Raw genomic sequence first — 25,258 nt, forward strand, 5'->3', positions numbered from 1 at the left:
GCGGCCACAAGTTATTAGGTGTGAACACAGGTCCCCGGTTGGGCAGGATGGAGACGGTAAGGAGCAGTCCTGATCAACGGGGGTGACCGGACGAGTGTCAGGCAGAGCTAGTCGTGACGTGCTGGGGCGTGGACTGCGGGTGCTGGGCCGCGCGATCCGCACGGAGCCACGGCTCTTCCTGGTGGGCGCGATCGGGAGCAGCTTCTTCGGGCTCCTGGTGATCGTCAACTCGTACGTGGTGGGCGCCGTGATCGGCCACGTCGTGGTTCCCGCCTTCGCCGAGCGCCGGGCGACCGCCGCCACGCTGGGCCTGATCGCCGCCGTGTTCATCGGGATCAGCCTCCTGCGGGTCGGCACGATCTTCGCGCGGCGCCTGGGCGCCGGGTTCATGCAGTTCCGGCTCCAGGCCCGCTACCGCCGAGCGGTGACCCGGCGTTACCTGGCGCTGCCGCCGTCCTGGCACCAGCGGCACGCCACCGGCACGCTGCTCTCCAACGCCAACTCCGACGTCGAGGCGGCCTTCGTGCCGATCGCGCCGCTGCCCTTCGCGGTCGGCACGATCGTGATGATCATCGCGGCCGTGGCCTCGCTGTTCTGGACCGACTGGGTGCTCGCGCTGGTCGGCGTCACGCTCTTCCCGGCGCTGTTCGGGCTCAACGTCGTCTACTCCCGCCGGATGTCGCCGCGGCAGATCCGGGCGCAGCAGCTGCGCGGCAGGGTCAGCGCGGTCGCGCACGAGAGCTTCGACGGCGCGCTGGTGGTCAAGACGATGGGCCGCGAGGCGACCGAGGCGCAGCGGTTCGGCGTGCACGTGTCCGACCTGCGCGACGCGCTGATCGCGGTGGGCCGGTTGCGCGGACTCTTCGACCCGATCATGGACGCGCTGCCCAGCGTCGGCACGCTGGCCGTGCTGCTGCTCGGCGCCTGGCGCCTGAAAACCGGCGACCTGTCCGTGGCGGAGCTGGTCAGCGTCGCGTTCCTGTTCACCGTGCTGGCCTTCCCGGTGCGGGCGATCGGCTGGGTGATCGCCGAGCTGCCGCGCAGCGTCGCCGGGTGGGAACGAGTGCAGGCGGTGCTCGACGCGGAGGGCGACCTCGCCTACGGCTCGGCCTCGACACCCGGCAGGGGTCCGGCGGGGGTGGTCTTCGATCACGTCGATTTCGCGTACGCCGAGGGCCCGCGCGTGTTGCACGAGGTCAGCTTCACCGTCCCGGCCGGGCGCACGGTCGCTCTGGTCGGGGCGACCGGTTCCGGCAAGTCCACGATCGCGTCGCTCGCGGTCCGGCTGGTCGACCCGGCCGCCGGCCGCATCACGGTCGAGGGCATCGCGCTGCCCGATCTCTCCGCCGCGGCCCTGGCCGAGACCACCGCGCTGGTGCCGCAGATCCCGTTCGTCTTCGACGACACGGTCCGCGGCAACATCACGCTGGACCGCGAGACTCTCACCGACGCGGACGCGTGGGGGGCGCTGCGGCTCGCCCAGGCCGACGGCTTCGTGGCCAAGCTGCCCGACGGGCTGGACACCGCGGTCGGCGAGCGTGGCACCTCGCTCTCCGGCGGCCAGCGGCAGCGGCTCACGCTGGCCCGGGCGCTGGCCGGTCATCCCCGGCTCCTGGTCCTCGACGACGCCACGAGCGCGGTCGACCCCCGCGTCGAGTCGGCGATCCTCGGAGCGTTGCGCGACAAGTCGGGCTCTGACTTCAGTCCGGTCAGGGGCGGTGGCGGGGCTGAGGACGGCGCCTCGATCCTGGTCGTCGCCTACCGCAGGGCAACGATCGCGCTGGCCGACGAGGTGGTCTTCCTGGAACACGGCCGGGTGGTGGCGACCGGCACGCACGTCGAGCTGATGGCGTCGGTGCCCGCCTACCGAGACCTGGTGACCGCGTACGAGAGGGCCGAAGCAGAACGCGAGGTCAACGCATGACCACCGCGACCCTGACCCCCGAGGAAGGCACCCTCGCCACCGTCAAGCGGGGGCTGAGACTCTCGCCCGAGCTGCGTCCCGGCCTGGCCGGCACGCTCGCCCTGGCCATCGTGTCGATGGCCGGCCGGGTGGCCGTGCCGATCGCCGTGCAGCAGGGCATCGACCGGGGCATCCGCGCCCCCGGCGGCCCCGACCTCGGGGTGATCCTGATCGTCGTGCTGATCACGCTGGCCACCCTGGTGCTGTCCACGACGTGCGGCTACCTGATGACCCGCCGGCTCTTCACGGTCTCCGAGACGGCCCTGGGCGCGCTGCGCTCACGGACCTTCCGGCACATCCACGACCTGTCGATGCTGCACCAGCAGTCCGAGCGACGCGGCTCGCTGACCTCCCGGGTCACCGGCGACATCGACCAGATCACCCAGTTCCTGCAGACCGGCGGCGTGATGCTGCTGGTCACCTCGGGCCAGCTGGTGGTCACCACGATCGTCATGCTGGTCTACTCCTGGCAGCTCACCCTGGTGGTGTTCGCCGCCTTCCTGCCCGCCGCGGTGGTGATCCGGCTCTTCCAGAAGCGCCTCGCGTCGGTCTACCGCACGGTGCGCGAGCGCACCGGCGTTCTGCTCGGCGCGGTGGGCGAGGCCGTCGTCGGCGCCACGGTCATTCGCGCGTACGGGGTGGCCGGCCGTACCGAGCGCCGGCTGGACACGGCCGTCGGCGACCTGCGAAGTGCCCAGCAGCGGGCGTTGCGGACGAGCGTCACCAGCTTCTCCACCGGCGAACTGGCGGCCGGCCTGGCGCTGGCCGCGGTGGTGGCGGTCGGTGTCTGGCTGGGCATCGGCGGCAACATCACGGTGGGGCAGCTGACCGCGTTCCTGTTCCTGGTCACGCTCTTCATCCAGCCGGTGCAGATCGCCACCGAGGTCCTCAACGAGGCGCAGAACGCGGTGGCCGGCTGGCGCCGGGTACTGGACGTGCTGGACATCGACCCGGACGTGGCCGACCCCGCCGAGCGGGGCGTGGCCCTGCCGGAGGGTCCGCTGTCGGTGCGGTTCGACGACGTGTCGTACCGCTACCCCGGTGGCCCGATCGTGCTGGCCGATGTGGACCAGGAGATCCCGGCGCGCACCAAGGTGGCCGTGGTCGGCGAGACCGGCAGCGGCAAGACCACGTTCGCGAAACTGCTCACCCGGCTGATGGACCCGACGACCGGCGCGGTGCTGCTGGGCGGGGTGCCGCTGACCACGGTCCGGTTCGACTCGCTGCGCTCGCGGGTGGTGATGGTCCCGCAGGACGGGTTCCTCTTCGATGCCACGGTGGCGGAAAACGTGCGCTTCGCCCGGCCGGACCTCGGCGACGATCAACTGGACCTGGCGTTCACCGAGCTGGGGCTGGCCGACTGGGTGGCGGGGCTGCCGCACGGGGTGGACACCCCGGTCGGGGAGCGGGGCGAGGCGCTGAGCGTGGGGGAGCGTCAGCTGGTCGCGCTCGTCCGGGCGTACGTGGCGGATCCTGATCTTCTGGTTCTTGACGAGGCCACCAGTGCGGTCGACCCGGCCACGGAGGTCCGGCTGCAGCGTGCCCTGGACGCGGTGACGCGGGGCCGGACGACCGTGGCGATCGCGCACCGGCTCTCCACCGCGCAAGCGGCCGACGAGGTGATCGTGGTGGATGCGGGCCGCGTCGTGCAACGCGGCCCGCACGCGAAACTCGTCCAGGACCCGGAATCGATCTACGCCAAGCTCTACGCGTCCTGGCTTGAACAGACGCGGAGCTGAATGGCTTCGCTTCGCTCCGCGGCCTATCTCACCGGTTACAAGGCGATCACCGGGCGTAGAACTCCACGACCAGCTGCTCGTCGCAGATCACCGGGATCTCGGGGCGCAGCGGCTCGCGGATGACGGTGGTGCGCAGCTCCTCCAGCACCGTGGAGAGGTAGGGCGGGGTCGGGCCGTCGACGTGCGCGCCGGCCGCGGCGACCTGGAACGGCGTCTTGTCGCGGCTGCTCTCGCGCACCTCGACGATCTGGCCGGGCTTGAGCCGGTACGACGGACGGTCGACCTTCTTGCCGTCGACCGTGAAGTGGCCGTGCGCCACCTGCTGCCGCGCCTGGTAGATGCTGCGCGCCAGGCCGGCGCGGAGGACGGTCGCGTCCAGCCGGCGCTCCAGCAGCACGACCATGTTCTCGCCGGTCTTGCCCTCGCTCCGGTGGGCGTCGTCGAACGCCCGCCGCATCTGCGCCTCGCTGATGTTGTACTGGTGGCGCAGACGCTGCTTCTCGAGCAGCCGGACCTGGTAGTCCGACGTCTTACGCCGACCACGCCCGTGCACCCCCGGCGGGAACGGCCGCCGCTCGAAGTACTTCACGCACTTGCGGGTCAGTGGGATGCCGAGTGCCCGCGAGATGCGGGCCTTGGGTCGGGAATTGTTCACGGTCTCCTCGTTCGTGTCGCGGCTCGAGGCTGCTGGAAAAACGCTGCTGCTACGGTTAGCCTCACCTTACTAAGGTCAGCCTAACCGGTGCCCGGAGGAACGTCACATGCAGCCCACCCATGCCGAGGTCGCACGCACACTCGCGGCCGGTCACCTGCCCGCGAGCGCACACATCGCCCGCCGTCAGGGACCGTTCCCGGTGCGCCACGTCGCCGACCCGCAGGGCCGCCTGCTGCTGCTCTCGCCGGCCGACGGCGTGCTCACCGCCGCGCTGCGCCCCGAGCAGGGCACCGACGACACGGCGCTGGTCCTGGACATCGCCGACGTGCCGCCGCTGGCCGGCGCGCCGTCCCTGGGCCGGGTCTGGGTGGCCGGCTGGGCGCGGCGGCTGGACGGCGACGAGGCCCGGGCGGCCACGCTGGACTACGCCGACGCCGACCCGGCGTCCGACCTGCTCGACGTCGGCGACTCCCAGGTCCTGCACCGGGTGGAGGTCGCCGAGGTCCGCTACGAACGCAACGGCAAGCTGGTCGACGTCGACCCCGACGAGTACGCCGAGGCCAGCCCCGACCCGTTGCGCACCATCGAGTTCGACCTGATCGCCGACCTGGCCGACCACCACGTCGACGAGATCGCCGACTTCGTCCGCCAGTCCCTCGGCAAGGCCGCCAAGGCCGGCATCGATCCCGAGCTGGTCCGCCTCGATCGCTACGGTTTCGTCGTCCGCGTCGGCGAGCGCCTCGCCCGCCTACCGTTCCCGCGCCGCGTCAAGGACCGCCACGACCTGGCCCACCTTCTCCATCCGGTCCTCTGCCACAGGTGCGCCGGTCATGAAAGTTCGCCCACGAGGTAACGCTGCACGGTCGGCGCGATGGCGCGTACCAGAGTCTCTGGATCCTGGGACGCGATCGGCTCGACCTTGAGGACGTAGCGGACCATCGCCAGGCCTCCGATCTGGGTCGCGACCAGCGCGGCCCGCAACGGCGCGTCGTCGCCCTCCATGCCGAGCTCGGCGATCGCCTTGCGCAGCACCTGCGTGATGATGAACTCGCGCAGCAGCCGCGCGGTCCACTCGTTGCTCATGGCCGAGCGCAGCAGAGCGACCGCCGCCTTGCCGGCCGGCGAGTCCCAGACCGTGAGCACCAGCCGGACCAGCCGCTCGCCGGCCTCCTCGCGCGGGCCGTCCAGCGCCTCGGGCACCAGCTCGCCCGGGTCCAGCGGCATGTCCATGCTCGCCAGGAAGAGCTTGTCCTTGGTGCCGAAGTAGTGGTGCACCAGGGCCGGGTCGACCTCGGCCGCGGTGGCGATCGCGCGGATCGAGGTCTTGTCGAAGCCGCGCTCGGCGAAGATCGTGCGGGCCGCCGCCAGGATCGCCTCGCGGGTGTCCTGGTTGCCCGGCCGCCGCCCGCTGCGTCTCACCTACGGTGTCCTTCTCCTCAAGGTCGCCGCCGCCAGGATCAGCGCCAGCACCACGGCACCCGACACGACCGTGAGGTCGCGCCACATCGTCGTGGTGCCCGCATGGAGCAGCGCGTCCACCGCGTAGGTCAACGGCAGCACGTCGCTGATCGCCTGGAGCCAGCCGGACATCTGCCCGCGCGGCACGAACAGCCCGCACAGCAGCAGCTGCGGCACGACCACCACGGGAAGGAACTGTACGGCCTGGAACTCGGTGCGCGCGAAGGCGCTGCAGAACAGGCCCAGGGCCACACCCAGCACGGCGTTGATCACGGCGATCAGGACGACCAGCCCGGCGTTTCCCGCGGTCTCCAGACCCAGGATTGCGTACGCCGTGCCGACCGTGACCGCGGCCTGCGCGGCGGCGGCCAGGCCGAATGCCAGCCCGTACCCGAAGAGCAGGTCGAGTTTGCCCAGTGGCGTGGTGAGCAGTCGTTCCAGGGTGCCGGTGGTGCGTTCGCGCAGCATCGCGATGCTGGTCACCAGGAACATGATCACGAACGGGAAGACGCCCAGCATGGTCAGTGCGATCCGGTCGAAGGCCGGGCTCCCGTCGTACATGAAGTAGAGCAGCGTGAGCAGCAGCGACGGCACTACGAGCAGGAGCGCGACGGTCCGGCGGTCGTGCCGCAGCTGCCGGAGGACGCGGGCGGCGGTGGCAAGCATGATCATGATGTCCGCACCAGCTTCAGGAACGCCTCTTCGAGGTCGTCGGACCCCTGTCTGATCGCGTCGGGCGTGTCGTCGGCGATGATGCGGCCCTCGCGGATCAGGATCAGCCGGTCGCAGCGGTTCGCCTCGTCCATGACGTGGCTGGAGACGACCAGCGTGGTGCCGCGGGCGGCCAGGTCGTGGAATGTGGCCCACAGCTCGGCGCGCAGCACCGGGTCCTGGCCGACGGTCGGCTCGTCCAGTACGAGCAGCCCCGGGTCGCCGATCATCGCGCAGGCCAGCGAGGCGCGGCTGCGCTGACCGCCGGAGAGGTCGCCGACCAGCTGGTTCGTGGCGCCGGCCAGCCCCACGTCGCGGATCGCCTGGTCGGCCGCGGCGGCGCCCAGTCCGTAGAGGGTGGCGAAGTAGCGGGCGTTCTCCCGCACCGAGAGGTCGGCGTAGACGCTGGGCGCCTGCGTGACGTAGCCGACCCGGCGGCGCAGCCCGGGGGCGCCGGCCGGCAGGCCCAGCACGGTGACCGTACCGGCCTTGACCACTTGTACGCCGACGATGGCCCTGATCAGCGTGGTCTTGCCGCTACCGCTGGGGCCGAGCAGGCCGGTGACGCGGCCGGCCGGGATGGCGCAGTCGATGCCGTGCAGGACGGTCCGGCGGCCACGCTCGACCACCAGCCCCTCGACCTCGATGGCGGTGTCCATGGGCACGCCTCCAGAATTCATCAGCCGTTGAACTCAACGGTAGATGAATTAAGGCGGTGCTGGCTAGAGGGCCAGGATGCGGTCCAGGAACTCGCGGTAGCCGCGCATCGCCATGCGCATGCTCTCGGTGTCCGGCGTCGTCTTGCCGTCCAGTGGGTCGAGCTCGTCGCGCTCGGCGAGCAGCGCCTCGGTCAGCTCGTTGACCGCCTCGGTGAGCAGGTCGTGCGCCCGGGTCAGCGCGCTGACCGGGTCGTCGACGAAGTCGCCCTTGACCTCGTGCCACTGCTGGCGGAAGTGGGTGATCGCCTCCTCGTCCCAGAACGAGATCTGGCCCAGCGTGACGTCGCCGGGGCGCAGTGGACCGCCCGAGGTCGGCGTGGCGTCGGCCGGACGACCGGCGCGGGGCAGTGAGTCGGCGTCCTCCAGGCTCGCCGAGCGGCGCTGGGCCGGCGTCGGCGCGGGCGGTGCGACCGGTGCGACCGGCTGCTTCGCCAGGGACGGGATGCCGGACGTGGGCACGGTCGCCCAGCCGGTCGCCGGGCGGCCGTTGCTGCCGTTCTGGTGCGCGATCTCGTGCATCGGCTGATCGTCCCCGTCGATTTCCCCGTCGAAGTCCTCGTCCTCGTCGGCGGCCCGTCGGCGGCCGCCGGTCAGGGACGAGCCGAGCGGGATCGCCAGATGACCCTCGTCCGATTCGGACTTCTCACGCTTTTCGGTCTTGTTCTCGGTGGTGGGCGAGGGCGTGGGCCCTGCCACGGGCGGCAGCGGCGGCAGGGGAGCCGGCCGCGCCGGAGGAGCCGGGGGCTGGACGGCAGACGGGGGCTGGGCGGCCGTCGAAGGCTGCTGGGGCGCTCGCTGCTGGGTCGAGGGCTGGATCGGCGACTGCACCGGGGGAGTCATCGGCGGTTGCGCCGGAGGCTGGATCGGCGGCTGCGGGGCCAGGGACTGTGGCACCTGCGTCGGAGGCTGCGGAGCCAGGGGCGTCTGCGCCTGCGTCGAGGGCTGCACCGGAGGCTGGACCGGGGGAGCCGAGGACGGGGAGCCCGGCAGCTGGGAGCCCGGCGGCTGGGAGGCCAGGGGCTGGGAGGCCGCGGGCTGGGAGGCCGGAGGCTGGGAAGCTGGGGGCTGCGGAGCCGGCGGCTGCGGCGCGAACGGGGTCGCCGGGGTGAACGGCGTCGACGGCGTGCCGCCATTGCCGTTGACCTGCCCGAACGGCGGCGGCGGGCTGCCGAACGCCGGCCGCGGCGGCTGAGGCATCGGCACCTGCCCGCCCGACGAGGTCCCGTTGGGGACCGGAGCGCCACCGTGCCGGGGCGTCTCACCGTTCTGCTGTGCCCTGTCCGCGTCCACCGGGGGAAATCCTCCCTGATTGCCGTTCCACTGCCGAGGGCCCTGCTCGAAGTCGCCCCGGCGTGAGCCCAGCGCCACCATCTGCGGCTCGCCGTGCTGAACCTTCGCGGAGTTGCCGGCCAGTTGCGCCGCCGCGGCCGCCTGCGCCGAACCCGAGTGCGACGGGAACGAGCCCGGCGGGTTCTCGATCACCGTATCGTCCACGCCGTCCTCATCGGACTCGCGCTGCCCCGGCGCCGCCGACCCGTGCGACCCCGGCCAGAAGCGGGACAGGCCACGGGACTGCCGGTTGGGGTCGGGGCTGGACGTCGGCTCCATCGGTCAAAGACTCCCGTCGAGAAGGCAGAATGCACCCCAACAGGGGCGGCGCACCGGACGACCGTACCGCCCCCGTCCCCGCGGCACACCCCTGGCGCGTCGTCCGTGACCGGATCGTGGGTTGTCCACAGCCCCTGCGAGCAGCCTCGTGGACTGAGCAACAATGTGCGGGTGGCAGCACCCGACTCTCCGACAGACCTCGATCCCTCCATCGCGGCCCGGCTCCGGCGCGACGCCGACGGGCTGGTCGCCGCCATCGTGCGCGAGCACGGCACCGGCGACGTGCTGATGCTGGCCTGGATGGACGACGAGGCGCTGCATCGCACGCTGACGACCGGCCTGGCGACCTACTGGTCCCGCAGCCGTAAGGAGTACTGGGTGAAGGGCGCCACGTCCGGGCACTACCAGCACGTCAAGGCGGTCGCACTGGACTGCGACGGCGACGCGCTGCTGGTCACCGTCGAGCAGGACGGCGCGGCCTGTCACACCGGGTCGCACACCTGCTTCTTCACCGAGCTGCCGGCGACCGTGCCCGGGGAGGGCGCATGACCGCCTGCACCGAGCGGCACCGCCCGGCGGCTGCGGACGCCCTCGCAGGCGAGGGTCAGAAGATCATGCGAAAGGTGGGCTCAGCATGACCAGCGGGGCGGTGCGGCCCACCGAGGACGAGTTCGTCGCCACCCGCCGGCGTGTGGTGCCGGTCACGCGGCGGCTGCTGGCGGACGGCGAGACGCCGATCGGCGTCTACATCAAGCTCGCCGGTGGCCCCGGCACCTTCCTGCTCGAGTCGGCCGAGCAGGGCGTCGCATGGTCGCGGTACTCGTTCGTCGGGGTGCGCAGCGCGGCGACCCTGACCGAGAAGGTCGGGCAGGCGCAGTGGCTCGGCGCTCCACCGGACGGCGTACCCCTGACGGGTGACCCGGTGACCGCCCTGCGCGAGACCGTCGCGGCCCTGGCCGGACCGGCCGAACCGGCCGTGACCGGTCTCCCCCCGCTGACCGGCGGCATGGTGGGTTATCTGAGCTACGACCTGGTCCGCCGGTTCGAGCGGCTGCCCTCGAACGCGGTCGACGACGTGCCGGTGCCCGAGCTGGGCATGATGCTCGCCACCGACCTGGTGGTGCTCGACCACTTCGACGGCTCGGCGGTCCTGGTCGCCAACGCGGTGCTTCCCGCCGACGCCGACGACCGGGCCCGGCGGGCGGCCTACCACCAGGCGGTCGGCCGGCTGGACGCGATGACCACGGCGCTGTCCCGGCCCACCCCGCCGATGATCTCCACGGTGGAGCGGCGACAGCCCGGCGAGGTGCACAGCCGCACCGCGCCCGGCGACTACCAGAAAGCGGTGGAGCAGGCCAAGGAGGCGATCCGGGCCGGCGAGTGCTTCCAGATCGTTGTCGGGCAGCGCTTCGAGCGGGCCACCGACGCCGACCCACTGGACGTCTACCGCGTGCTGCGGGCCACCAACCCCAGCCCGTACATGTACCTGCTGCGCTTCGACGACTTCGACATCGTCGGCTCCTCGCCGGAGGCCCACCTCAAGGTCAGCGCCGAGTCCGGCGGCGTCCGCCGGGCCCTGCTGCACCCGATCGCCGGCACCCGCTGGCGCGGCGCCACCCCCGAGCAGGACAACGCGCTGGCCGCCGAGCTGCTGGCCGACCCGAAGGAACGCGCCGAGCACGTCATGCTGGTCGACCTGGGCCGCAACGACCTCGGCCGGGTCTGCCGCTCCGGCACGGTCGAGGTCCCCGACTTCGCCCGGATCGAGCGTTACAGCCACGTCATGCACATCGTCTCGACGGTCGTCGGCGAGCTCCGCGACGACCGCACGGCCTTCGACGCCCTGGCCGCCACGTTCCCGGCCGGGACGCTGTCCGGTGCGCCCAAGGTCCGCGCGATGGAGATCATCGACGAGCTGGAGCCGGTCCGCCGAGGCCTCTACGGCGGCACGGTCGGCTACTTCGGCTTCGGCGGCGACATGGACATGGCCATCGCCATCCGCACCGCGTTGATGCGAGCCGGCATCGCCTACGTCGGCGCCGGCGCCGGCATCGTCGCCGACTCCGACCCGGCGGCCGAGGAACAGGAGACCCGCAACAAGGCAGCCGCGGTCCTGGCCGCGATAGCCGCCGCTGAGACCCTCCGCGCCGCCCGATGACCGGCCCCGCGACCCCCTCGTCGTCGCCCGCGTCTGTCCCTCCCACGCCAACCCCGTCTGTCCCTCCCACCGAGCCTTCCGGCGGGGCTGGTCCTTCTGATGAGGCCGAGCCCGTGCCCGCGCCGGCTGATTCGCCGGTTGGTCCTCTCGGGCCGGCCGCTTCCTCGCCGGCTGCTTCCTTGCCGGGCAGCCTCTCTTCTTCCGGACCCGCTTCTTCACCGGCGCGGACCGCGGAGCCCATTGCGGAGGTCACGTCGGCGCGACCGAGCGCCGGAGGGCGCGGGCTCGCCTCTGCGGTTCTGGGCTGCGTCGCGGGGGCTGGGCTGGCGACCTTCGCGGCCACACGGGTGTGGGCGGTGGCCGTCACCGAGCGGCCCGGACTGACGGACCTGCGCGAGACCACGACCGGTGCGGCCGCCCAGGGATGGATCGTCGCTCTGGCGCTGGTGGCGCTGGCCGGGGCGGGTGCGCTGCTGGCTACGCGCGGTGGGGTGCGGCGTGGGCTCGGCGGGCTGCTCGTTCTGGTCGGCGTGGGGCTGGCGGTCGCCGCGGTCACCGGCCGGGCCGGCCTGGACCCCGGCGAGGCGGGCACCGGCTCGATCGTCTGGCCCGCGGCCTGCGTCGCGGGATCCGCGCTCATCGTGCTGGGCGGCCTGAGCGCGGCGCGGCGCGGTCATCACTGGCCGGCCATGGGTTCCCGGTACGAGCGCACCAAATCACCGTCCCCACACGCCCGGCCGGGCGAGCCCACCGGGCCGTCCCACGCCGCCGGGCCGGAGTCCGACGTCACCGCCCCCGGCTCCCGCGTAGACACCAGAGCCGCCTGGGACGCCCTCGACCGGGGCGACGACCCCACCACCTGACCGCCATCCGGCCTGACCGCCACCCCGCCTGACCGCCACCCCGCCACCGCCAGGTCGCGCCGGCGCGGATCAGGGACGGGTGGGCCGCGGGATTCATCGCGGTGGGTGACGCTCGGTGGGTGACGTGGGGCGCGGGACTGAGGGTCAGCGGCCGGCGGCGTTGGTGGCCAGGCGGCGGGCGTGCGAGCGGCGAGCGGCCGCCCGAGCGGGCACGTCGGCGGGCGTGCGGACCTGTTCGGGCTGGTGGAGGCCGGGCTGGTGGAGGCCGGGCTGATTGAGGTCGGGCTGGTGGAGGCCGGGCCGGTGGAGGTCGGCGGCGAGGATGGCGCGGACCATGGCGTCCATCTCGGCTCGGGCCTGGGCTCGGGCCCGGTCCTCGCACAGGGCGTCCCACGCGTTGCGCTGAGCGGTGCGGATCTTCTCCTCGCCCAGCATTGCCTTCTCGATGGTCTGGACGAAGTCGGCGGCGGTGGAGACGACGGCTCGGGAGAGGGCGGCGATCCCGGTGGGCGGGGTCGCGACGGCGATTGCCATGGTCAACTCCACAAATTCGATCTCGGCTGGCCGGACAGTGCTTGTCACCTGGGACGATGTCCTCGGCTCACCTGGGACGATGTCCTCGGCAAGTCTGCACGAAGGAAATCATGGCCGAGTCGTATTTCCGAAGCGTGACGTCGCCGTCAACGGGATGGGGGATCACCCGATCATCCGAAGGAGGCCTGCACAGCGCCCTGGTCACGCCGAAACCTCTGTGACAGAAGTGACACACGATCGGCGGGCGCATTATGCCGCAGGCCAGGATGTAAGGCACGCCATACCCCGGGGGGTCGCCGATGTGCCCGGACGCCTAGCATCGGGCCGAGGACACCCGGAGAGGGGAGTCATTACGTGACATCCGATCAGGCCGGAGCGGGGGGCGGACCCGCCGAGCGTGAGACGGGACCGGCGAACGTGCTCGAGGAGATCCTGGCGGGCGTCCGCGAGGACGTGGCGATCCGGCAGGAGCAGATCCCGCTGGAGCAGATCCGGGAGCTGGCGGCGAAGGCGCCGCCGGCCATCGACGCGTACGCGGCCCTGCGTAAGCCCGGCGTCGCCGTGATCGCCGAGGTGAAGCGGGCGTCGCCGTCGAAGGGCGCCCTGGCCGACATCCCGGACCCGGCCGAGCTGGCCGGGGAGTACGCGGCGGGCGGCGCGCGCTGCATCAGCGTGCTGACCGAGGGCCGCTGGTTCGGCGGGTCGCTCGAAGACCTGGCCGCGGTGCGGGCCGCGGTCGGTGTGCCGGTGCTTCGCAAGGACTTCGTGGTCTCCAGCTACCAGATTCATGAGGCCCGTGCGCACGGCGCCGACCTCGTGCTGCTCATCGTGGCGGCGCTCGAGCAGAACGTGCTGACCGGTCTGCTGGAGCGGATCGAGTCGCTGGGCATGACCGCGCTCGTCGAGGTGCACAACGAGGACGAGGCGGACCGGGCACTGGAGGCGGGCGCGCAGGTGATCGGGGTCAACGCCCGCGATCTGCGTACGCTGGAGGTGGACCGGTCGGTGTTCGAGCGGATCGCCCCGGGTCTGCCCGGCAACGTGGTCAAGATCGCCGAGTCGGGGGTACGCGGGCCGCACGACCTGATCCGCTACGCCTCGGCGGGAGCGGACGCCGTACTCGTGGGTGAGGGTCTGGTGACCAAGAAGAGCCCGCGTGACGCCGTGGCCGAGCTCGTCAACGCCGGGAACCATCCGGCGACGCCGCGGCCGGTGCGATGACAGCCCCGCCGCAGCAGAAGGGACATTTCGGCAGGTTCGGCGGCCGATTCGTCCCGGAGGCGCTGGTGGGTGCGCTCGACGAGCTCGAGGCCGCCTACCGGGAGGCGAAGCAGGACCCGGCGTTCCAGGCCCGCTTCGCCGACCTGCTGACCAACTACGCCGGCACGCCGTCGCTGCTTTACGACGCCGAGCGGCTGTCCGCGGCGGTGGGCGCGAAGATCCTGCTCAAGCGCGAGGACCTGAACCACACCGGCGCGCACAAGGTCCGCAACGTGCTCGGCCAGGCGCTGCTCGCCCAGCGGATGGGCAAGCGGCGGGTGATCGCCGAGACGGGCGCGGGGCAGCACGGTGTGGCCAGCGCGACCGCGGCCGCGCTGCTCGACCTCGAGTGCGTGGTCTACATGGGCGAGGTGGACACCGAGCGGCAGGCGCTGAACGTGGCGCGGATGCGGATGCTGGGCGCGACGGTCGTACCCGTCACCACCGGATCCCGCACCCTGAAGGACGCGCTCAACGACGCCCTCCGCGACTGGGTCGCGAGTGTCGACACCACCCACTACCTGCTGGGGACCGCGGCCGGTCCGCACCCGTTCCCGGAGATCGTGCGGGACTTCGTCGGCGGCATCGGCATCGAGGCCAGGGAGCAGATCCTGGCGCGGACCGGCGCGCTGCCGGACGCGGTCGCGGCCTGTGTCGGCGGCGGCTCCAACGCGATCGGCATCTTCCACGCCTTCGTGCCTGACGAGGGTGTGAGGCTGTTCGGCTTCGAGGCCGGCGGCGACGGGGTGGAGACCGGGCGGCACGCGGCGTCGATCACCGGCGGCTCGTCGGGGGTTCTGCACGGTGCCCGCACGTACGTCCTGCAGGACGACGACGGTCAGACGGTGGATTCGCACTCGATCTCGGCCGGCCTGGACTACCCGGGTGTCGGGCCGGAGCACGCGTGGCTGCACGACACCGGCCGCGCGACCTACGAGCCGGTCACCGACGCCGAGGCGATGGCCGCGTTCCAGCTGCTCTGCCGTACCGAAGGAATCATCCCGGCGATCGAGAGCGCGCACGCGCTCGCCGGGGCCGCCCGCATCGCCCCTCGCCTGAGGGCCGAACTGGGCCGCGAGCCGGTGATCGTGGTGAACCTGTCCGGCCGCGGCGACAAGGACGTGCATACGGCCGGCGCGTACTTCGGGGTCCTGGACGAGCGCGAGGAAATCGTGATGGGGGAGCAGGAGTGAGCATCGCGGACGTCTTCGGCAAGGCGAAGGCGGAGAACCGCTCGGTGCTCGTCGGCTGCATGCCGGCCGGCTTCCCGACCGTCGAGGGCAGCATCGCGTCGATGCTCGCCATGGCCGACGCCGGCTGCGACGTGATCGAGGTCGAGCTGCCCTACTCCGACCCGGTGATGGACGGTCCGGTCATCCAGCGGGCGAGCGACATCGCCCTGGCCGCCGGTGTGCGCACCCGCGACACGTTGCGGATCATCGAGGCGGTCGCGTCCCGCGGGGTGCCGGTGGTGCTGATGACCTATTGGAACCCGATCGAGAAGTACGGCGTGGACGCGTTCGCACGTGACTTGGCGGCGGCGGGCGCCACCGGGATGATCACCCCGGACCTGATCCCGGACGAGGCCGGCGAGTGGATCGCGGCGGCCGACAAGCACCGCATCGACAAGACTTTCCTGGTCTCGCCCTCGTCCACCGACGAGCGGCTGGCGATGACCGTCGGGCAGTGCCGCGGTTTCGTCTACGCCACCGCGCTGATGGGCGTCACCGGCGCCCGGACGGCGGTGTCGCGGCAGGCGCCCGATCTGGTCGCCCGGATCCGCCGGGCCGACCCGGACATGCCGGTCGGCGTGGGGCTGGGTGTCGGCAACGGCGCGCAGGCCGCCGAGGTGGCCGCTTTCGCGGACGGCGTGATCGTGGGCAGCGCCTTGATCAGGTGCGTGCTGGAGGCTCCGGACCAGGCCGAGGGGGAACGCAAGTTGCGTGCGCTGAGCGCGGAACTCGCGGAAGGTGTCCGAAACCGCCCCTGACGGTTGATCCATGGCCGCGCGACGGTACCGTGTCCGCCGTGAGGTACTACGCCGCGATCCCCAGCCCTGAAACGTCCGTCTGGCACGTCCTCGGGCTGCCGATCCGGGCGTACGCGCTCTGCATCGTGCTCGGTATCGTCGCCGGTGTCCTGATCATGGAGTTCCGCCTGCGTAAGCGAGGTGTGGCGCCGTGGGCTTCGCTGGACATGGCGGTCTGGGCGGTGCCCGCCGGCATCATCGGGGCCCGCATCTACCACGTGATCACGTCGCCGGGCGACTACTTCGGCGCCGGTGGTGGCCCGGTCCGCGCGCTCTACATCTGGGAGGGTGGCCTGGGCGTCTGGGGTGCCGTCGCCGGTGGCGCGTTCGGCGCCTGGCTCGCGGCCCGGCAGCTGGGCCTGCCGCTGACCGTCCTGCTCGACGCCGCGGCGCCGGGCCTGCCGGTGTCGCAGGCGATCGGCCGGGTGGGCAACTGGTTCAACAACGAGCTGTACGGCGGGGTCACCACGCTCCCGTGGGGCCTGCGCGTGCACGACATGGACCGCGCCAACCCCGGCCACGCCACGGTGATCGACGGCAAGGCGGTCACGCTGCCCGAGCTGTACCACCCGACATTCCTCTACGAGGCGCTGTGGTGCCTGGGTGTGGCGGCCCTGGTGTGGTTCCTGGACAAGCGGTTCAGGTTCGGCCGCGGCCGGGCGTTCGCGATCTACGTGATGGCGTACACGGTGGGGCGCCTCTGGATCGAGATGATGCGCACCGACGAGGCGACGCACTTCTTCGGCGTACGCCTGAACGTCTTCACCTCGATCATCGTCTTCCTCGCCGGGCTGGCCTACTTCCTGATGGTCAAGGGCCCGAGGGAGTACCTGGTGCCGGTCGACGCGCCGGAGACCGCGCCGGAGGCTGTCGAGCCGAGCGGCGTCTCCCAGGTGGACGTCTCCGACCCGGCCGACGCGCGGCCGGCCACGCCGCGGGCCTACCAGGTTGTCAGCGAGCCCCGATTCGACGAGTATCAACGCACCGGAGTGCTCCCGCCGGCCGGCCCCGAGGTTTCCACCCCCGCGGAGGAGCCCGTGGACGAGCCGGCGGAGGAGCCCGTGGAGGAAACCGCGGGGCAGCCTTCTGCCGGGCAGGCTTCGTCCGGGCAGGCTTCGTCCGGGCAGGCTTCGTCCGGGCAGGCCAAAGAAAGCTGATCCGGCTTCCCGCTGACGGAGGCCGACCACAGGAGGCGACAGGTGCGCACGGCCGTCGTGGTGGGTGCCGGTATGGCCGGTCTCGCCACGTCCGGCGCCCTGGCCCGGGACGGCTGGCAGGTCACGCTCCTGGAACGCGGCGAGCGGGTGGCCGCCCCGCCCACGGCCCTGGTGCTCTGGCCGAACGGCATGCGCGCGCTGACCTCGATCGACCCGGACGGCGGCTGGCCGGCGATCGCCACGCCGGTGCCCGACGGCGGTGTCCGGCGCCCCGACGGACAATGGCTGGTGCCGCCGCGCTCCCGGGCCGCCGCCGGTAACTCGCCCGCGGTGGCGCACCTGGAGGATCTGTACGACGCGCTGGTCGCCGGCCTGGGCGATGTGCAGATCCGGACCGGCGTCACGGTGTCGGCGGTGCGCTGCGGCCCCGGCCGCCGGCCCGCGGTGGGTGACGGCCGCACCGAGTACGAGGCCGACCTGGTGGTCGCCGCGGACGGCATCGACAGCCCGGTCCGCCGCGCGCTGGCGCCGGAGGCGACGTCGGTCGGTTCCGGCTTCGCCGCGTGGCAGGCGGTGATTCCCGGCTTCCGGGCGCCGGTGCTGACCGGCGACCGTGGTTTCGGCGGCGAGACGCTCGGCGCCGGTTACCGCTTCGTGGCGATCCCGCTGGGCGAGCGGGCGGCCGGGCGCGGCGGGGTCTACTGGGTGGCGACGGCGGCGGGCGCGGCGCGTCCGGAGTCGCCGGCCACCCAGCTGGCGTTGCTGCGGCGCTGGTTCGCCGGCTGGCACGCCCCGGTGGGCGAGCTGCTGGCGGCGACCAACCCCGAGGATCTGGTGCCGCAAGAGGTGCGGGAGCTGCGTCCGCTTCCCCGGGCGTACGGGTTCACGTCCGGTCCCGGGGGTGTGGTGCTGCTGGGGGACGCCGCCCACGCCATGCCGCACCACCTGGGTCAGGGCGCGTGCCTGGCGTTCGAGGACGCGGCCACGTTGCGCTCGCTGGTGGCGGGCGCGAAGCCCGGCCCGGAGCTGACCGCGGCGGTGGAGGCGTACAGCCGGGCGCGCCGGCCTCGCACCAACAGCGTGGTCCGGCAGACCCGGCGGATGTCCGCGGTGGTTCAGGCGCGCGGGCGTCTGGCGCTGCGGGCGCGGGATGCCGCGCTCAACCAGTTGCGCCCGCGCATGCTCGGCCACGCCCACGGCCTGGCCTCCGACTGGTCCCCACCGGAGTAAGCGCCCACGCCCAAGGCCCGTCCTGCCCGCGCTCCAGAGGACCCGAAGGCCGCCTGAGAAAGCTGACGCGGCAGGATTCAGAGCGTCGCGGCGGCGGGCTCGGCGATGCAGGCCGTGCCGATGCGGCGAAAGCCGACCTTGGAGTACAGGCGGGCGATGTCGTCGTCGCCCGCCGACAGGAAGACCAGTTCCGCGCCGTTCTGCAGGGCGTGCCGGGCCAGGCTCGCGGTGAGCTGGGAGGCGTATCCGCGGCGGCGGGCGGCCGGCAGCGTCACCACGCCGGCGATCTCCGCCACGTCGCCGACCCGCTGGGCGATGCCGCTGGCCAGGATGCCCTCGGCGGGCGACTCGACCACCCCGCCGGTGAAGCGCCCGCTGCTGTAGCGCGCCCGCTGCTCCTCCACCGCCTCGTCGCTGAGCGCCGGCATCGCGTCGCGTTCGCGTGGACCGGCCGGCTCGATGGTGGTGGTCAGCGTCGTCGCGAGAGCCTCGGCGCCGGTCGGCGACGCCGCGCCGAAGCCGAGCTGACCGACCGCGCGGGTGGCGTTGAGGTCGGCCGGGAAGTCCGGTCCGCCGGGGTCGAGGAAGCGGATCTCCGCCCCGCCGGGCAGCGGCAGGTCCGGCACCAGGGCCGCCCGTTCCAGCACCATGAGCGGCGCGAGCAGCACGTCCAGTCCGGCCGAGCGGGCGACGGCGAGGAGGTCGGGCGTGGTCTCGTGGACCCACTCGAAGCTCTCCGGCGCGCCCAGCTCTCGTTGCCGGCGGCGTACCGCAGTAACATCAGCGGCAGACGGCGTGTCCGTCCCCAACCGGGGCCGGGCGTAGTAGGGCCACCCGACGCCCTGACGGACGAAAAGCACGAAACCCCCGATGTCCTCCGCCACCGCGGCGTCACGGGGCACGGCGTCGTAGAAACGTTCGAGCCGGACGAAGACGTCAGAGTCAGGTTGCGCCACTGCGCGAGACTATCCAATCACCAGGTGTCGCGAGACTACCCGCAACCAGGTCGTGAGTGTGATCCATCAGCACCTGGCGGAGATCGCGGGGACCTAACGTAGTATCGAGAGACTTTGCAGGGCCGACGTCGTCCCGACCTTGAATTGAAATGAGTGACGACAGGAGGCCCGGTGGCTCTTCCGCACCCCCAGGGGCTTTACGACCCGCAGCAGGAACGCGACTCGTGTGGTGTGGCCTTCGTGGCTGACCTGCATGGACGCCGTTCCCACGAGGTGGTTGCCCAGGGCTTGTCGGCGTTGATCCGCCTCGACCACCGTGGCGCTCGCGGCGCCGAGTACAACACCGGCGACGGCGCCGGCATCATGATCCAGGTTCCGGACGCGCTCTACCGCGACATCGTCGACGTGGAGCTGCCGCCGGCCGGGTCGTATGCCACGGGTCTGGCCTTCCTGCCGAACGACCCGGGCGAGCGGAAACGCGCCGTCAAGATCTTCGAGAAGTACGCCCTGGTCGAGGGCGGCGACGTGCTCGGCTGGCGTGACCTCCCGGTACGACCGGACGGCCTGGGCGCCACGGCCGAGGACGCGCGGCCGTACATCATGCAGGTCTTCCTCGCCGCGCACCGGCTGACCGACACGCCCGAGGGGCGCTCCGGCGACCGGCTGAGCGGACTGGACCTGGACCGGGTGGCGTACACCATCCGCAAGCAGGCCGAGCGGGAGACCTCGCAGCGCCGGATCGCCGCGTACTTCCCGTCGCTGTCGTCGCGGACCATCACGTACAAGGGCATGTTGACGCCGGACCAGCTGCCGGAGTTCTTCGCCGACCTGACCGACCCGCGGGCGCAGAGCGCGATCGCGCTGGTCCACTCGCGGTTCTCGACGAACACGTTCCCGTCCTGGCCGCTGGCCCACCCGTACCGGTTCATCGCGCACAACGGCGAGATCAACACGATCCGCGGCAACCGGAACTGGATGCAGGCCCGGGAGGCGCTGCTCCGGTCGGACGTGCTGCCCGGCAACATCAAGCGGCTGTTCCCGATCGTCACACCGGAGGCGTCCGACTCGGCCGGCTTCGACGAGGTGCTGGAACTGCTGCACCTGGCGGGGCGCAGCCTGCCGCACGCGGTCCTGATGATGATCCCGGAGGCCTGGGAGAACGACCCGGGCATGGAGCCGAAACGGCGCGCGTTCTACCGCTTCCACGCCAGCATGATGGAGCCGTGGGACGGCCCGGCCAGCGTGGCGTTCACCGACGGCACGATCATCGGCGCCGTGCTGGACCGCAACGGCCTGCGCCCGGGCCGCTGGTGGCACACCACCGACGGGCTGGTCGTGCTCGGCTCGGAGGCCGGTGTGCTGGACATCGACCCGGCCGCGGTGGTGGCCAAGGGCCGGCTGCAGCCGGGCAAGATGTTCCTGGTCGACACCGCCGCCGGTCGGATCGTGCACGACGACGAGATCAAGGCGGAGCTGGCCGCGGCGGAGCCGTACGAGGACTGGCTGCACGCGGGTCTGATCAAGCTGGAGGATCTGCCGCGCCGCGAGCACGTGATCTACACGCACGACTCGGTCACCCGGCGCCAGCAGGTGTTCGGCTACACCGAGGAGGAGCTGAAGATCCTGGTGGCGCCGATGGCCCGGCTGGGCGCGGAGCCGCTCGGTTCGATGGGTACGGACACCCCGATCTCGCCGCTGTCCCAGCGCCCGCGGTTGCTGTTCGACTACTTCCACCAGCTGTTCGCCCAGGTCACCAACCCGCCGCTGGACGCGATCCGGGAGGAGCTGGTGACCAGCCTGGGTTCGACGATCGGGCCGGAGGGCAACCTGCTGGCCCCGGGACCGGCGAACTGCCGGCAGATCGTCATGTCGTACCCGATCATCGACAACGACGAGCTGGCCAAGCTGCTGTCCATCGACGAGGACGGCGACCTGCCCGGGTTCAAGGCGGTCCGGGTGTCCGGGCTCTACCCGCTGCGCGAGGGGGCGGCCGGCATCAAGGCGCGGCTGACCCAGATCTGCCGGCACGTCTCGGAGGCGATCGAGGACGGCGTACGCATCCTCGTGCTCTCCGACCGCGACGCAAACGCCGACCTGGCCCCGATCCCGTCGCTGTTGCTCACCGCGGCCGTGCACCAGCATCTGGTCCGCGAGCAGACCCGCACCCAGGTGGCGCTGGTCGTCGAGTCCGGCGACTGCCGCGAGGTGCATCACGCGGCGGTGCTGATCGGCTACGGCGCCGCCGCGGTGAACCCGTACCTGGCGTTCGAGACGGTGGACGATCTGATCGCCACCGGGCCGCTGGCCGGGATGGATTCGCGGAACGCGGTTCGCAACTACGTGAAGGCGCTCGGCAAGGGCGTCCTCAAGATCATGTCCAAGATGGGCATCTCGACCGTGTCCTCGTACTGCGGTGCTCAGGTCTTCGAGGCCGTCGGGCTGGACAACAAGGTGCTGCAGCGCTACTTCGCCGGCACGTCGGGGCGGATCGGCGGCTCGGGGCTGGCCGAGATCCACGCCGAGGTCAAGGCGCGGCACGACAAGGCGTACCCGAAGAACCAGGCCGAGCGCACCCACCGCCGTCTCGAGGTCGGCGGCGAATATCAATGGCGTCGCGAGGGCGAGCTGCACCTCTTCAACCCGGAGACGGTGTTCCTGCTGCAGCACGCAACGCGGAGCAAGCAGTACGACGTCTTCCGCAGATATACCGAAAAAGTGGACGGACTGGCGGCTGAGGCGGGTTCCCTGAGAGGACTTTTCGCCTTCAAGAAGAGGACGTCCATCCCTCTGGACGAGGTCGAGCCGGCCACCGAGATCGTCAAACGGTTCGCCACCGGCGCGATGAGCTACGGCTCGATCTCCGCCGAGTCGCACGAGACCTTGGCCATCGCGATGAACCGGCTGGGCGGCAAGTCCAACACCGGCGAGGGCGGCGAGGACGTCGACCGGCTGTACGACCCGGCGCGGCGCTCCAGCGTCAAGCAGATCGCGTCCGGCCGCTTCGGCGTCACCAGCGAGTACCTGGTGAACGCCGACGACCTGCAGATCAAGATGGCGCAGGGCGCGAAGCCGGGCGAGGGCGGTCAGCTGCCGGGCAACAAGGTGTGGCCGTGGATCGCGAAGACCCGGCACGCCACGCCGGGCGTCGGCCTGATCTCGCCTCCGCCGCACCACGACATCTACTCCATCGAGGACCTGGCACAGCTGGTCCACGACCTGAAAATGGTCAACCCCGCGGCGCGCGTACACGTGAAGCTCGTCAGTGAGATCGGGGTCGGCACCGTCGCCGCCGGCGTGGCCAAGCTCAAGGCCGACGTCATCCTGATCTCCGGGCACGACGGCGGCACCGGCGCGTCGCCGCTCAACTCGCTCAAGCACGCCGGCTCGCCGTGGGAACTGGGCCTGGCCGAGGCGCAGCAGACGCTGCTGCTCAACAAGCTGCGCGACCGGGTCACCGTGCAGGTCGACGGTCAGCTCAAGACCGGCCGCGACGTGGTGATCGCCGCGCTGCTCGGCGCGGAGGAGTTCGGCTTCGCCACCGCACCGCTGATCGTCAGCGGCTGCATCATGATGCGGGTCTGCCACCTGGACACCTGCCCGGTCGGCATCGCCACGCAGAATCCGGTGTTGCGCGAGCGGTTCACCGGCAAGCCGGAGTTCGTCGAGAACTTCTTCATGTTCATCGCCGAGGAGGTCCGGGAATACCTCGCCGAGTTGGGCTTCCGCACCATCGACGAGGCGATCGGGCACGCCGAGACACTCGACGTGGTGCCGGCGCTGAACCACTGGAAGGCGAAGGGCCTGGACCTGTCGCCGATCCTGTTCGTGCCGGAACTGCCCGAGGGCGCGGCCCGGCGGGGGATCGTCCCGCAGGACCACGGCCTGGAGAAGGCGCTGGACAACAAGCTGATCGAGCTGGCCACGCCGGCCCTGACCGAGGGCACCGAGGTGCGCGCCGAGCTCGACGTGCGCAACGACCAGCGCAGCGTCGGCGCGATGCTCGGCGGCGAGGTCACCCGGCGGTACGGCGGCACCGGCCTGCCCGACGACACCGTCCACTTCACCCTGCGCGGCACCGGCGGCCAGTCGTTCGGCGCGTTCCTGCCGCGCGGCGTGACGCTGCGGCTGATCGGCGACACCAACGACTACGTCGCCAAGGGTCTGTCCGGCGGCCGGGTGATCGTGCGGCCGGACGAGCAGGCGCCGTTCCTGGCCGAGGCGGAGAAACACATCATCGCGGGCAACACCATCCTGTACGGCGCGACCAGCGGTGAGCTGTTCCTCCGTGGCCGGGCGGGCGAGCGTTTCGCGGTGCGCAACTCCGGCGCCGCCGCGGTCGTCGAGGGTGTCGGCGACCACTGCTGCGAGTACATGACCGGCGGCACGGTGGTGGTGCTCGGCCCGACCGGGCGCAACTTCGCGGCCGGGATGAGCGGCGGCACCGCGTTCGTGCTCGGCCTGGACCCGAACCGGGTGAACCCGGAACTGGTCGACCTGACCCCGCTCACCGACGAGGAGCAGGAGACGGTGCACACGCTGGTGCGCAAGCACCACGAGGAGACCCAGTCACTGGTGGCCGAGCGGCTGCTCGCCGACTGGCCGGCCGCGGTGCGCGAGTTCACCGCGGTGGTGCCGCGCGACTACAAGCGCGTGATGGAACTGATCAGGACCGCCGAGGCTGCCGGTCGCAACGTCGACGAGGCTGTCATGGGGGTCAAGAGTGCCTGATCCGATGGGGTTTCTGCGGTACGAGCGGCAGCTCCCGAAGCGCCGGCCCGTATCGGTGCGAATCCAGGACTTCCGTGAGGTCTACCCGCCCGCGGGCGAGGAGCTGATCCGCGACCAGGCCACCCGGTGCATGGACTGCGGCATCCCGTTCTGTCACGACGGCTGCCCGCTCGGCAACCGGATCCCGGACTGGAACGACCTGGTGCGTACCGGGGCGTGGCAGGCGGCGTCCGAGTCGTTGCACGCCACCAACAACTTCCCGGAGTTCACCGGGCGGCTGTGCCCGGCGCCGTGCGAGGAGGCCTGCGTCCTGGGCATCGGCGACGACCCGGTGACCATCAAGCAGGTCGAGGTGGAGATCGCCAACCACGCCTTCGATCTCGGGTACGTACGCCCGCAGCCCGCCCCGGCGCAGTCCGGCAAGCGGGTCGCCGTGGTCGGCTCCGGTCCCGCCGGGCTGGCCGCCGCACAGCAGCTGGCCCGGGCCGGGCACGCGGTCACCGTCTACGAGCGGGACGACCGGATCGGCGGCCTGCTCCGCTACGGCATCCCGGACTTCAAGATCGAGAAGGTGCACATCGAACGCCGGATGGCCCAGATGGTGGCCGAGGGCGTCGAGTTCCGTACCTCGATCAACGTCGGGGTGGACGTGACGGCGGACGACCTCCGGGACCGTTACGACGCCGTGCTGCTGGCCTGCGGCGCGCTGGCCGGCCGGGACGCCACCGACACTCCGGGGCGCTCGCTCAACGGCGTACACCTGGCGATGGAGCACCTGGTGCCGGCCAATCGGGTCGTCGCGGGCCTGCAGGAGAGCGCCCCGATCGACGCCGCGGGCAAGCATGTGGTGATCATCGGCGGCGGCGACACCGGCGCGGACTGCCTGGGTGTGGCCCACCGGCAGGGCGCGGCGTCGGTGACGCAGCTGGACCAGTACCCTCTGCCGCCGGAGGTCCGCGCCGGTGAGCTGCACCCGTGGCCGACCTGGCCGACCATCCTGCGCAACTACCCCGCGCACGAGGAGGGCGGCGACCGGGTGTTCGGCGTCGCCGTGCAGGAGTTCGTCGGCGACGGTGAGGGGGACGGTCAGGGCAACGTCCGGGCGATCCGGCTGGCTGACGTGGTCGTGGAGCGCATCGACGGCAGGCGCACGGTCACCGTCGTTCCGGGTTCGGAGCGCGAGTTGCGCGCCGACCTGGTCCTTCTCGCGATCGGGTTCGAGGGTACGGAGCAGCAGCCGCTCCTGGCGCAGTTCGGCGTGACCCGCACCGCCCGCGGCATCGTGGACGCCCGCCCGGACTGGCAGACCGATGTGGACGACGTTTTCGTGGCCGGCGACATGCACCGCGGCGCCTCGCTGATCGTCTGGGCGATCGCCGAGGGCCGGGCGGCCGCCGCCGCGATCCACCGTCACCTGGGCGCGTTCGGCGAGCTGCCGGCGCCCGTCCATCCTGGATCATTGCCGCTCACCGCCGCGCGGTGACACCATA

Annotated in this window: 20 protein-coding genes; 13 read left to right on the forward strand and 7 right to left on the reverse strand. The window is 71.9% G+C overall.

Annotated elements, in window-relative coordinates; translation table 11 throughout:
• The first annotated feature begins 118 nt into the window (after positions 1-118).
• On the forward strand, positions 119-1,924 hold the full coding sequence (locus QSK31_RS03815; protein ID WP_285680934.1) for an ABC transporter ATP-binding protein: 1,806 nt from the start codon (positions 119-121) through the stop codon (positions 1,922-1,924).
• Complete coding sequence (locus QSK31_RS03820) at positions 1,921-3,702, forward strand: ABC transporter ATP-binding protein (protein WP_285680936.1); 1,782 nt, start codon at positions 1,921-1,923, stop codon at positions 3,700-3,702. The genes QSK31_RS03815 and QSK31_RS03820 overlap by 4 nt, the downstream gene beginning before the upstream one ends.
• 46 nt (positions 3,703-3,748) lie before the next feature.
• Here the strand turns inward: QSK31_RS03820 and rpsD are convergent, their stop codons facing one another.
• The gene (gene rpsD, locus QSK31_RS03825; protein WP_285680938.1) at positions 3,749-4,357 is read right to left on the reverse strand and encodes a 30S ribosomal protein S4; all 609 of its coding nucleotides are present in this window, start codon (positions 4,355-4,357) and stop codon (positions 3,749-3,751) included.
• A 106-nt stretch (positions 4,358-4,463) separates the two neighbouring features.
• Between rpsD and QSK31_RS03830 the strand changes: the two genes are divergently transcribed.
• Entirely contained in the window at positions 4,464-5,210 is a 747-nt protein-coding gene (locus QSK31_RS03830; RefSeq protein ID WP_285680939.1) for a DUF2470 domain-containing protein, read from the forward strand.
• Here QSK31_RS03830 and QSK31_RS03835 read toward each other — a convergent pair.
• From QSK31_RS03835 to QSK31_RS03850, 4 genes are all read right to left on the reverse strand, one after another.
• Positions 5,186-5,776, reverse strand: coding sequence for a TetR/AcrR family transcriptional regulator (locus QSK31_RS03835; RefSeq protein ID WP_285680940.1), 591 nt, complete (start codon positions 5,774-5,776; stop codon positions 5,186-5,188). The genes QSK31_RS03830 and QSK31_RS03835 overlap by 25 nt on opposite strands.
• Positions 5,777-6,487 (reverse strand): ABC transporter permease, encoded by a 711-nt coding sequence (locus QSK31_RS03840; protein WP_285680942.1) that lies wholly within the window; start codon positions 6,485-6,487, stop codon positions 5,777-5,779.
• A complete protein-coding gene (locus QSK31_RS03845; protein ID WP_285680943.1) occupies positions 6,484-7,185 on the reverse strand; it encodes an ABC transporter ATP-binding protein in 702 nt (233 codons plus the stop codon). Before QSK31_RS03845 ends, QSK31_RS03840 begins: the two co-directional genes overlap by 4 nt.
• Before the next feature lie 63 nt (positions 7,186-7,248).
• Positions 7,249-8,853, reverse strand: a complete 1,605-nt coding sequence (locus QSK31_RS03850; RefSeq protein ID WP_285680945.1) for a hypothetical protein — start codon at positions 8,851-8,853, stop codon at positions 7,249-7,251.
• Between the two features lie 171 nt (positions 8,854-9,024).
• Here QSK31_RS03850 and hisI point away from each other — a divergent pair, with 171 nt between their 5' ends.
• The 3 genes from hisI to QSK31_RS03865 all read left to right on the forward strand — a co-directional run bounded on the left by hisI (position 9,025) and on the right by QSK31_RS03865 (position 11,874).
• On the forward strand, positions 9,025-9,402 hold the full coding sequence (gene hisI / locus QSK31_RS03855) for a phosphoribosyl-AMP cyclohydrolase (protein ID WP_285680947.1): 378 nt from the start codon (positions 9,025-9,027) through the stop codon (positions 9,400-9,402).
• 85 nt (positions 9,403-9,487) lie between these two features.
• Complete coding sequence (locus tag QSK31_RS03860; RefSeq protein ID WP_285680949.1) at positions 9,488-11,011, forward strand: anthranilate synthase component I; 1,524 nt, start codon at positions 9,488-9,490, stop codon at positions 11,009-11,011.
• 239 nt (positions 11,012-11,250) lie between these two features.
• The gene (locus QSK31_RS03865; RefSeq protein ID WP_285681411.1) at positions 11,251-11,874 is read left to right on the forward strand and encodes a Trp biosynthesis-associated membrane protein; all 624 of its coding nucleotides are present in this window, start codon (positions 11,251-11,253) and stop codon (positions 11,872-11,874) included.
• 144 nt (positions 11,875-12,018) lie between these two features.
• Here the strand turns inward: QSK31_RS03865 and QSK31_RS03870 are convergent, their stop codons facing one another.
• Positions 12,019-12,408, reverse strand: a complete 390-nt coding sequence (locus QSK31_RS03870) for a hypothetical protein (RefSeq protein WP_285680951.1) — start codon at positions 12,406-12,408, stop codon at positions 12,019-12,021.
• Between the two features lie 417 nt (positions 12,409-12,825).
• Here QSK31_RS03870 and trpC point away from each other — a divergent pair, with 417 nt between their 5' ends.
• From trpC to QSK31_RS03895, 5 genes are read left to right on the forward strand one after another with little or no spacing between them, the layout of a single operon-like run.
• Positions 12,826-13,629 carry an indole-3-glycerol phosphate synthase TrpC gene (trpC, locus tag QSK31_RS03875; protein ID WP_285681413.1) on the forward strand — a complete coding sequence of 268 codons (804 nt, stop codon included), beginning with the start codon at positions 12,826-12,828 and terminating at the stop codon, positions 13,627-13,629.
• Entirely contained in the window at positions 13,626-14,861 is a 1,236-nt protein-coding gene (gene trpB / locus QSK31_RS03880; RefSeq protein WP_285680952.1) for a tryptophan synthase subunit beta, read from the forward strand. Before trpC ends, trpB begins: the two co-directional genes overlap by 4 nt.
• Entirely contained in the window at positions 14,858-15,658 is an 801-nt protein-coding gene (trpA, locus tag QSK31_RS03885; RefSeq protein WP_285680953.1) for a tryptophan synthase subunit alpha, read from the forward strand. The genes trpB and trpA overlap by 4 nt, the downstream gene beginning before the upstream one ends.
• Before the next feature lie 38 nt (positions 15,659-15,696).
• Entirely contained in the window at positions 15,697-16,854 is a 1,158-nt protein-coding gene (gene lgt / locus QSK31_RS03890; RefSeq protein WP_285680955.1) for a prolipoprotein diacylglyceryl transferase, read from the forward strand.
• A 42-nt stretch (positions 16,855-16,896) separates the two neighbouring features.
• Positions 16,897-18,084 (forward strand): FAD-dependent oxidoreductase, encoded by a 1,188-nt coding sequence (locus QSK31_RS03895; protein WP_285680957.1) that lies wholly within the window; start codon positions 16,897-16,899, stop codon positions 18,082-18,084.
• A gap of 77 nt (positions 18,085-18,161) precedes the next feature.
• Here QSK31_RS03895 and QSK31_RS03900 read toward each other — a convergent pair whose 3' ends face one another.
• A complete protein-coding gene (locus QSK31_RS03900) occupies positions 18,162-19,040 on the reverse strand; it encodes a GNAT family N-acetyltransferase (protein WP_285680958.1) in 879 nt (292 codons plus the stop codon).
• Positions 19,041-19,211: 171 nt separating this feature from the next.
• On the opposite strand from QSK31_RS03900, the gene gltB reads away from it, so the two are divergent.
• Both gltB and QSK31_RS03910 read left to right on the forward strand, forming a co-directional pair.
• Positions 19,212-23,768, forward strand: a complete 4,557-nt coding sequence (gene gltB, locus QSK31_RS03905; protein ID WP_502872893.1) for a glutamate synthase large subunit — start codon at positions 19,212-19,214, stop codon at positions 23,766-23,768.
• A complete protein-coding gene (locus QSK31_RS03910; protein ID WP_285680962.1) occupies positions 23,761-25,251 on the forward strand; it encodes a glutamate synthase subunit beta in 1,491 nt (496 codons plus the stop codon). The genes gltB and QSK31_RS03910 overlap by 8 nt, the downstream gene beginning before the upstream one ends.
• Positions 25,252-25,258: the final 7 nt, after the last annotated feature.

This window comes from Actinoplanes sp. NBRC 103695 (assembly GCF_030269485.1).
In the GTDB taxonomy this organism is placed as follows: Bacteria; Actinomycetota; Actinomycetes; order Mycobacteriales; family Micromonosporaceae; genus Actinoplanes.

Bases quoted from the DNA above. Each gene is read 5' to 3' on its own strand.
- QSK31_RS03820 (WP_285680936.1), top strand. From the start codon at position 1,921: ATGACCACCGCGACCCTGACCCCCGAGGAAGGCACCCTCGCCACCGTC.
- QSK31_RS03830 (WP_285680939.1), top strand. From the start codon at position 4,464: ATGCAGCCCACCCATGCCGAGGTCGCACGCACACTCGCGGCCGGTCAC.
- QSK31_RS03840 (WP_285680942.1), bottom strand. From the start codon at position 6,487: ATGATCATGCTTGCCACCGCCGCCCGCGTCCTCCGGCAGCTGCGGCAC.
- QSK31_RS03845 (WP_285680943.1), bottom strand. From the start codon at position 7,185: ATGGACACCGCCATCGAGGTCGAGGGGCTGGTGGTCGAGCGTGGCCGC.
- QSK31_RS03850 (WP_285680945.1), bottom strand. From the start codon at position 8,853: ATGGAGCCGACGTCCAGCCCCGACCCCAACCGGCAGTCCCGTGGCCTG.
- QSK31_RS03860 (WP_285680949.1), top strand. From the start codon at position 9,488: ATGACCAGCGGGGCGGTGCGGCCCACCGAGGACGAGTTCGTCGCCACC.
- QSK31_RS03870 (WP_285680951.1), bottom strand. From the start codon at position 12,408: ATGGCAATCGCCGTCGCGACCCCGCCCACCGGGATCGCCGCCCTCTCC.
- trpB (WP_285680952.1), top strand. From the start codon at position 13,626: ATGACAGCCCCGCCGCAGCAGAAGGGACATTTCGGCAGGTTCGGCGGC.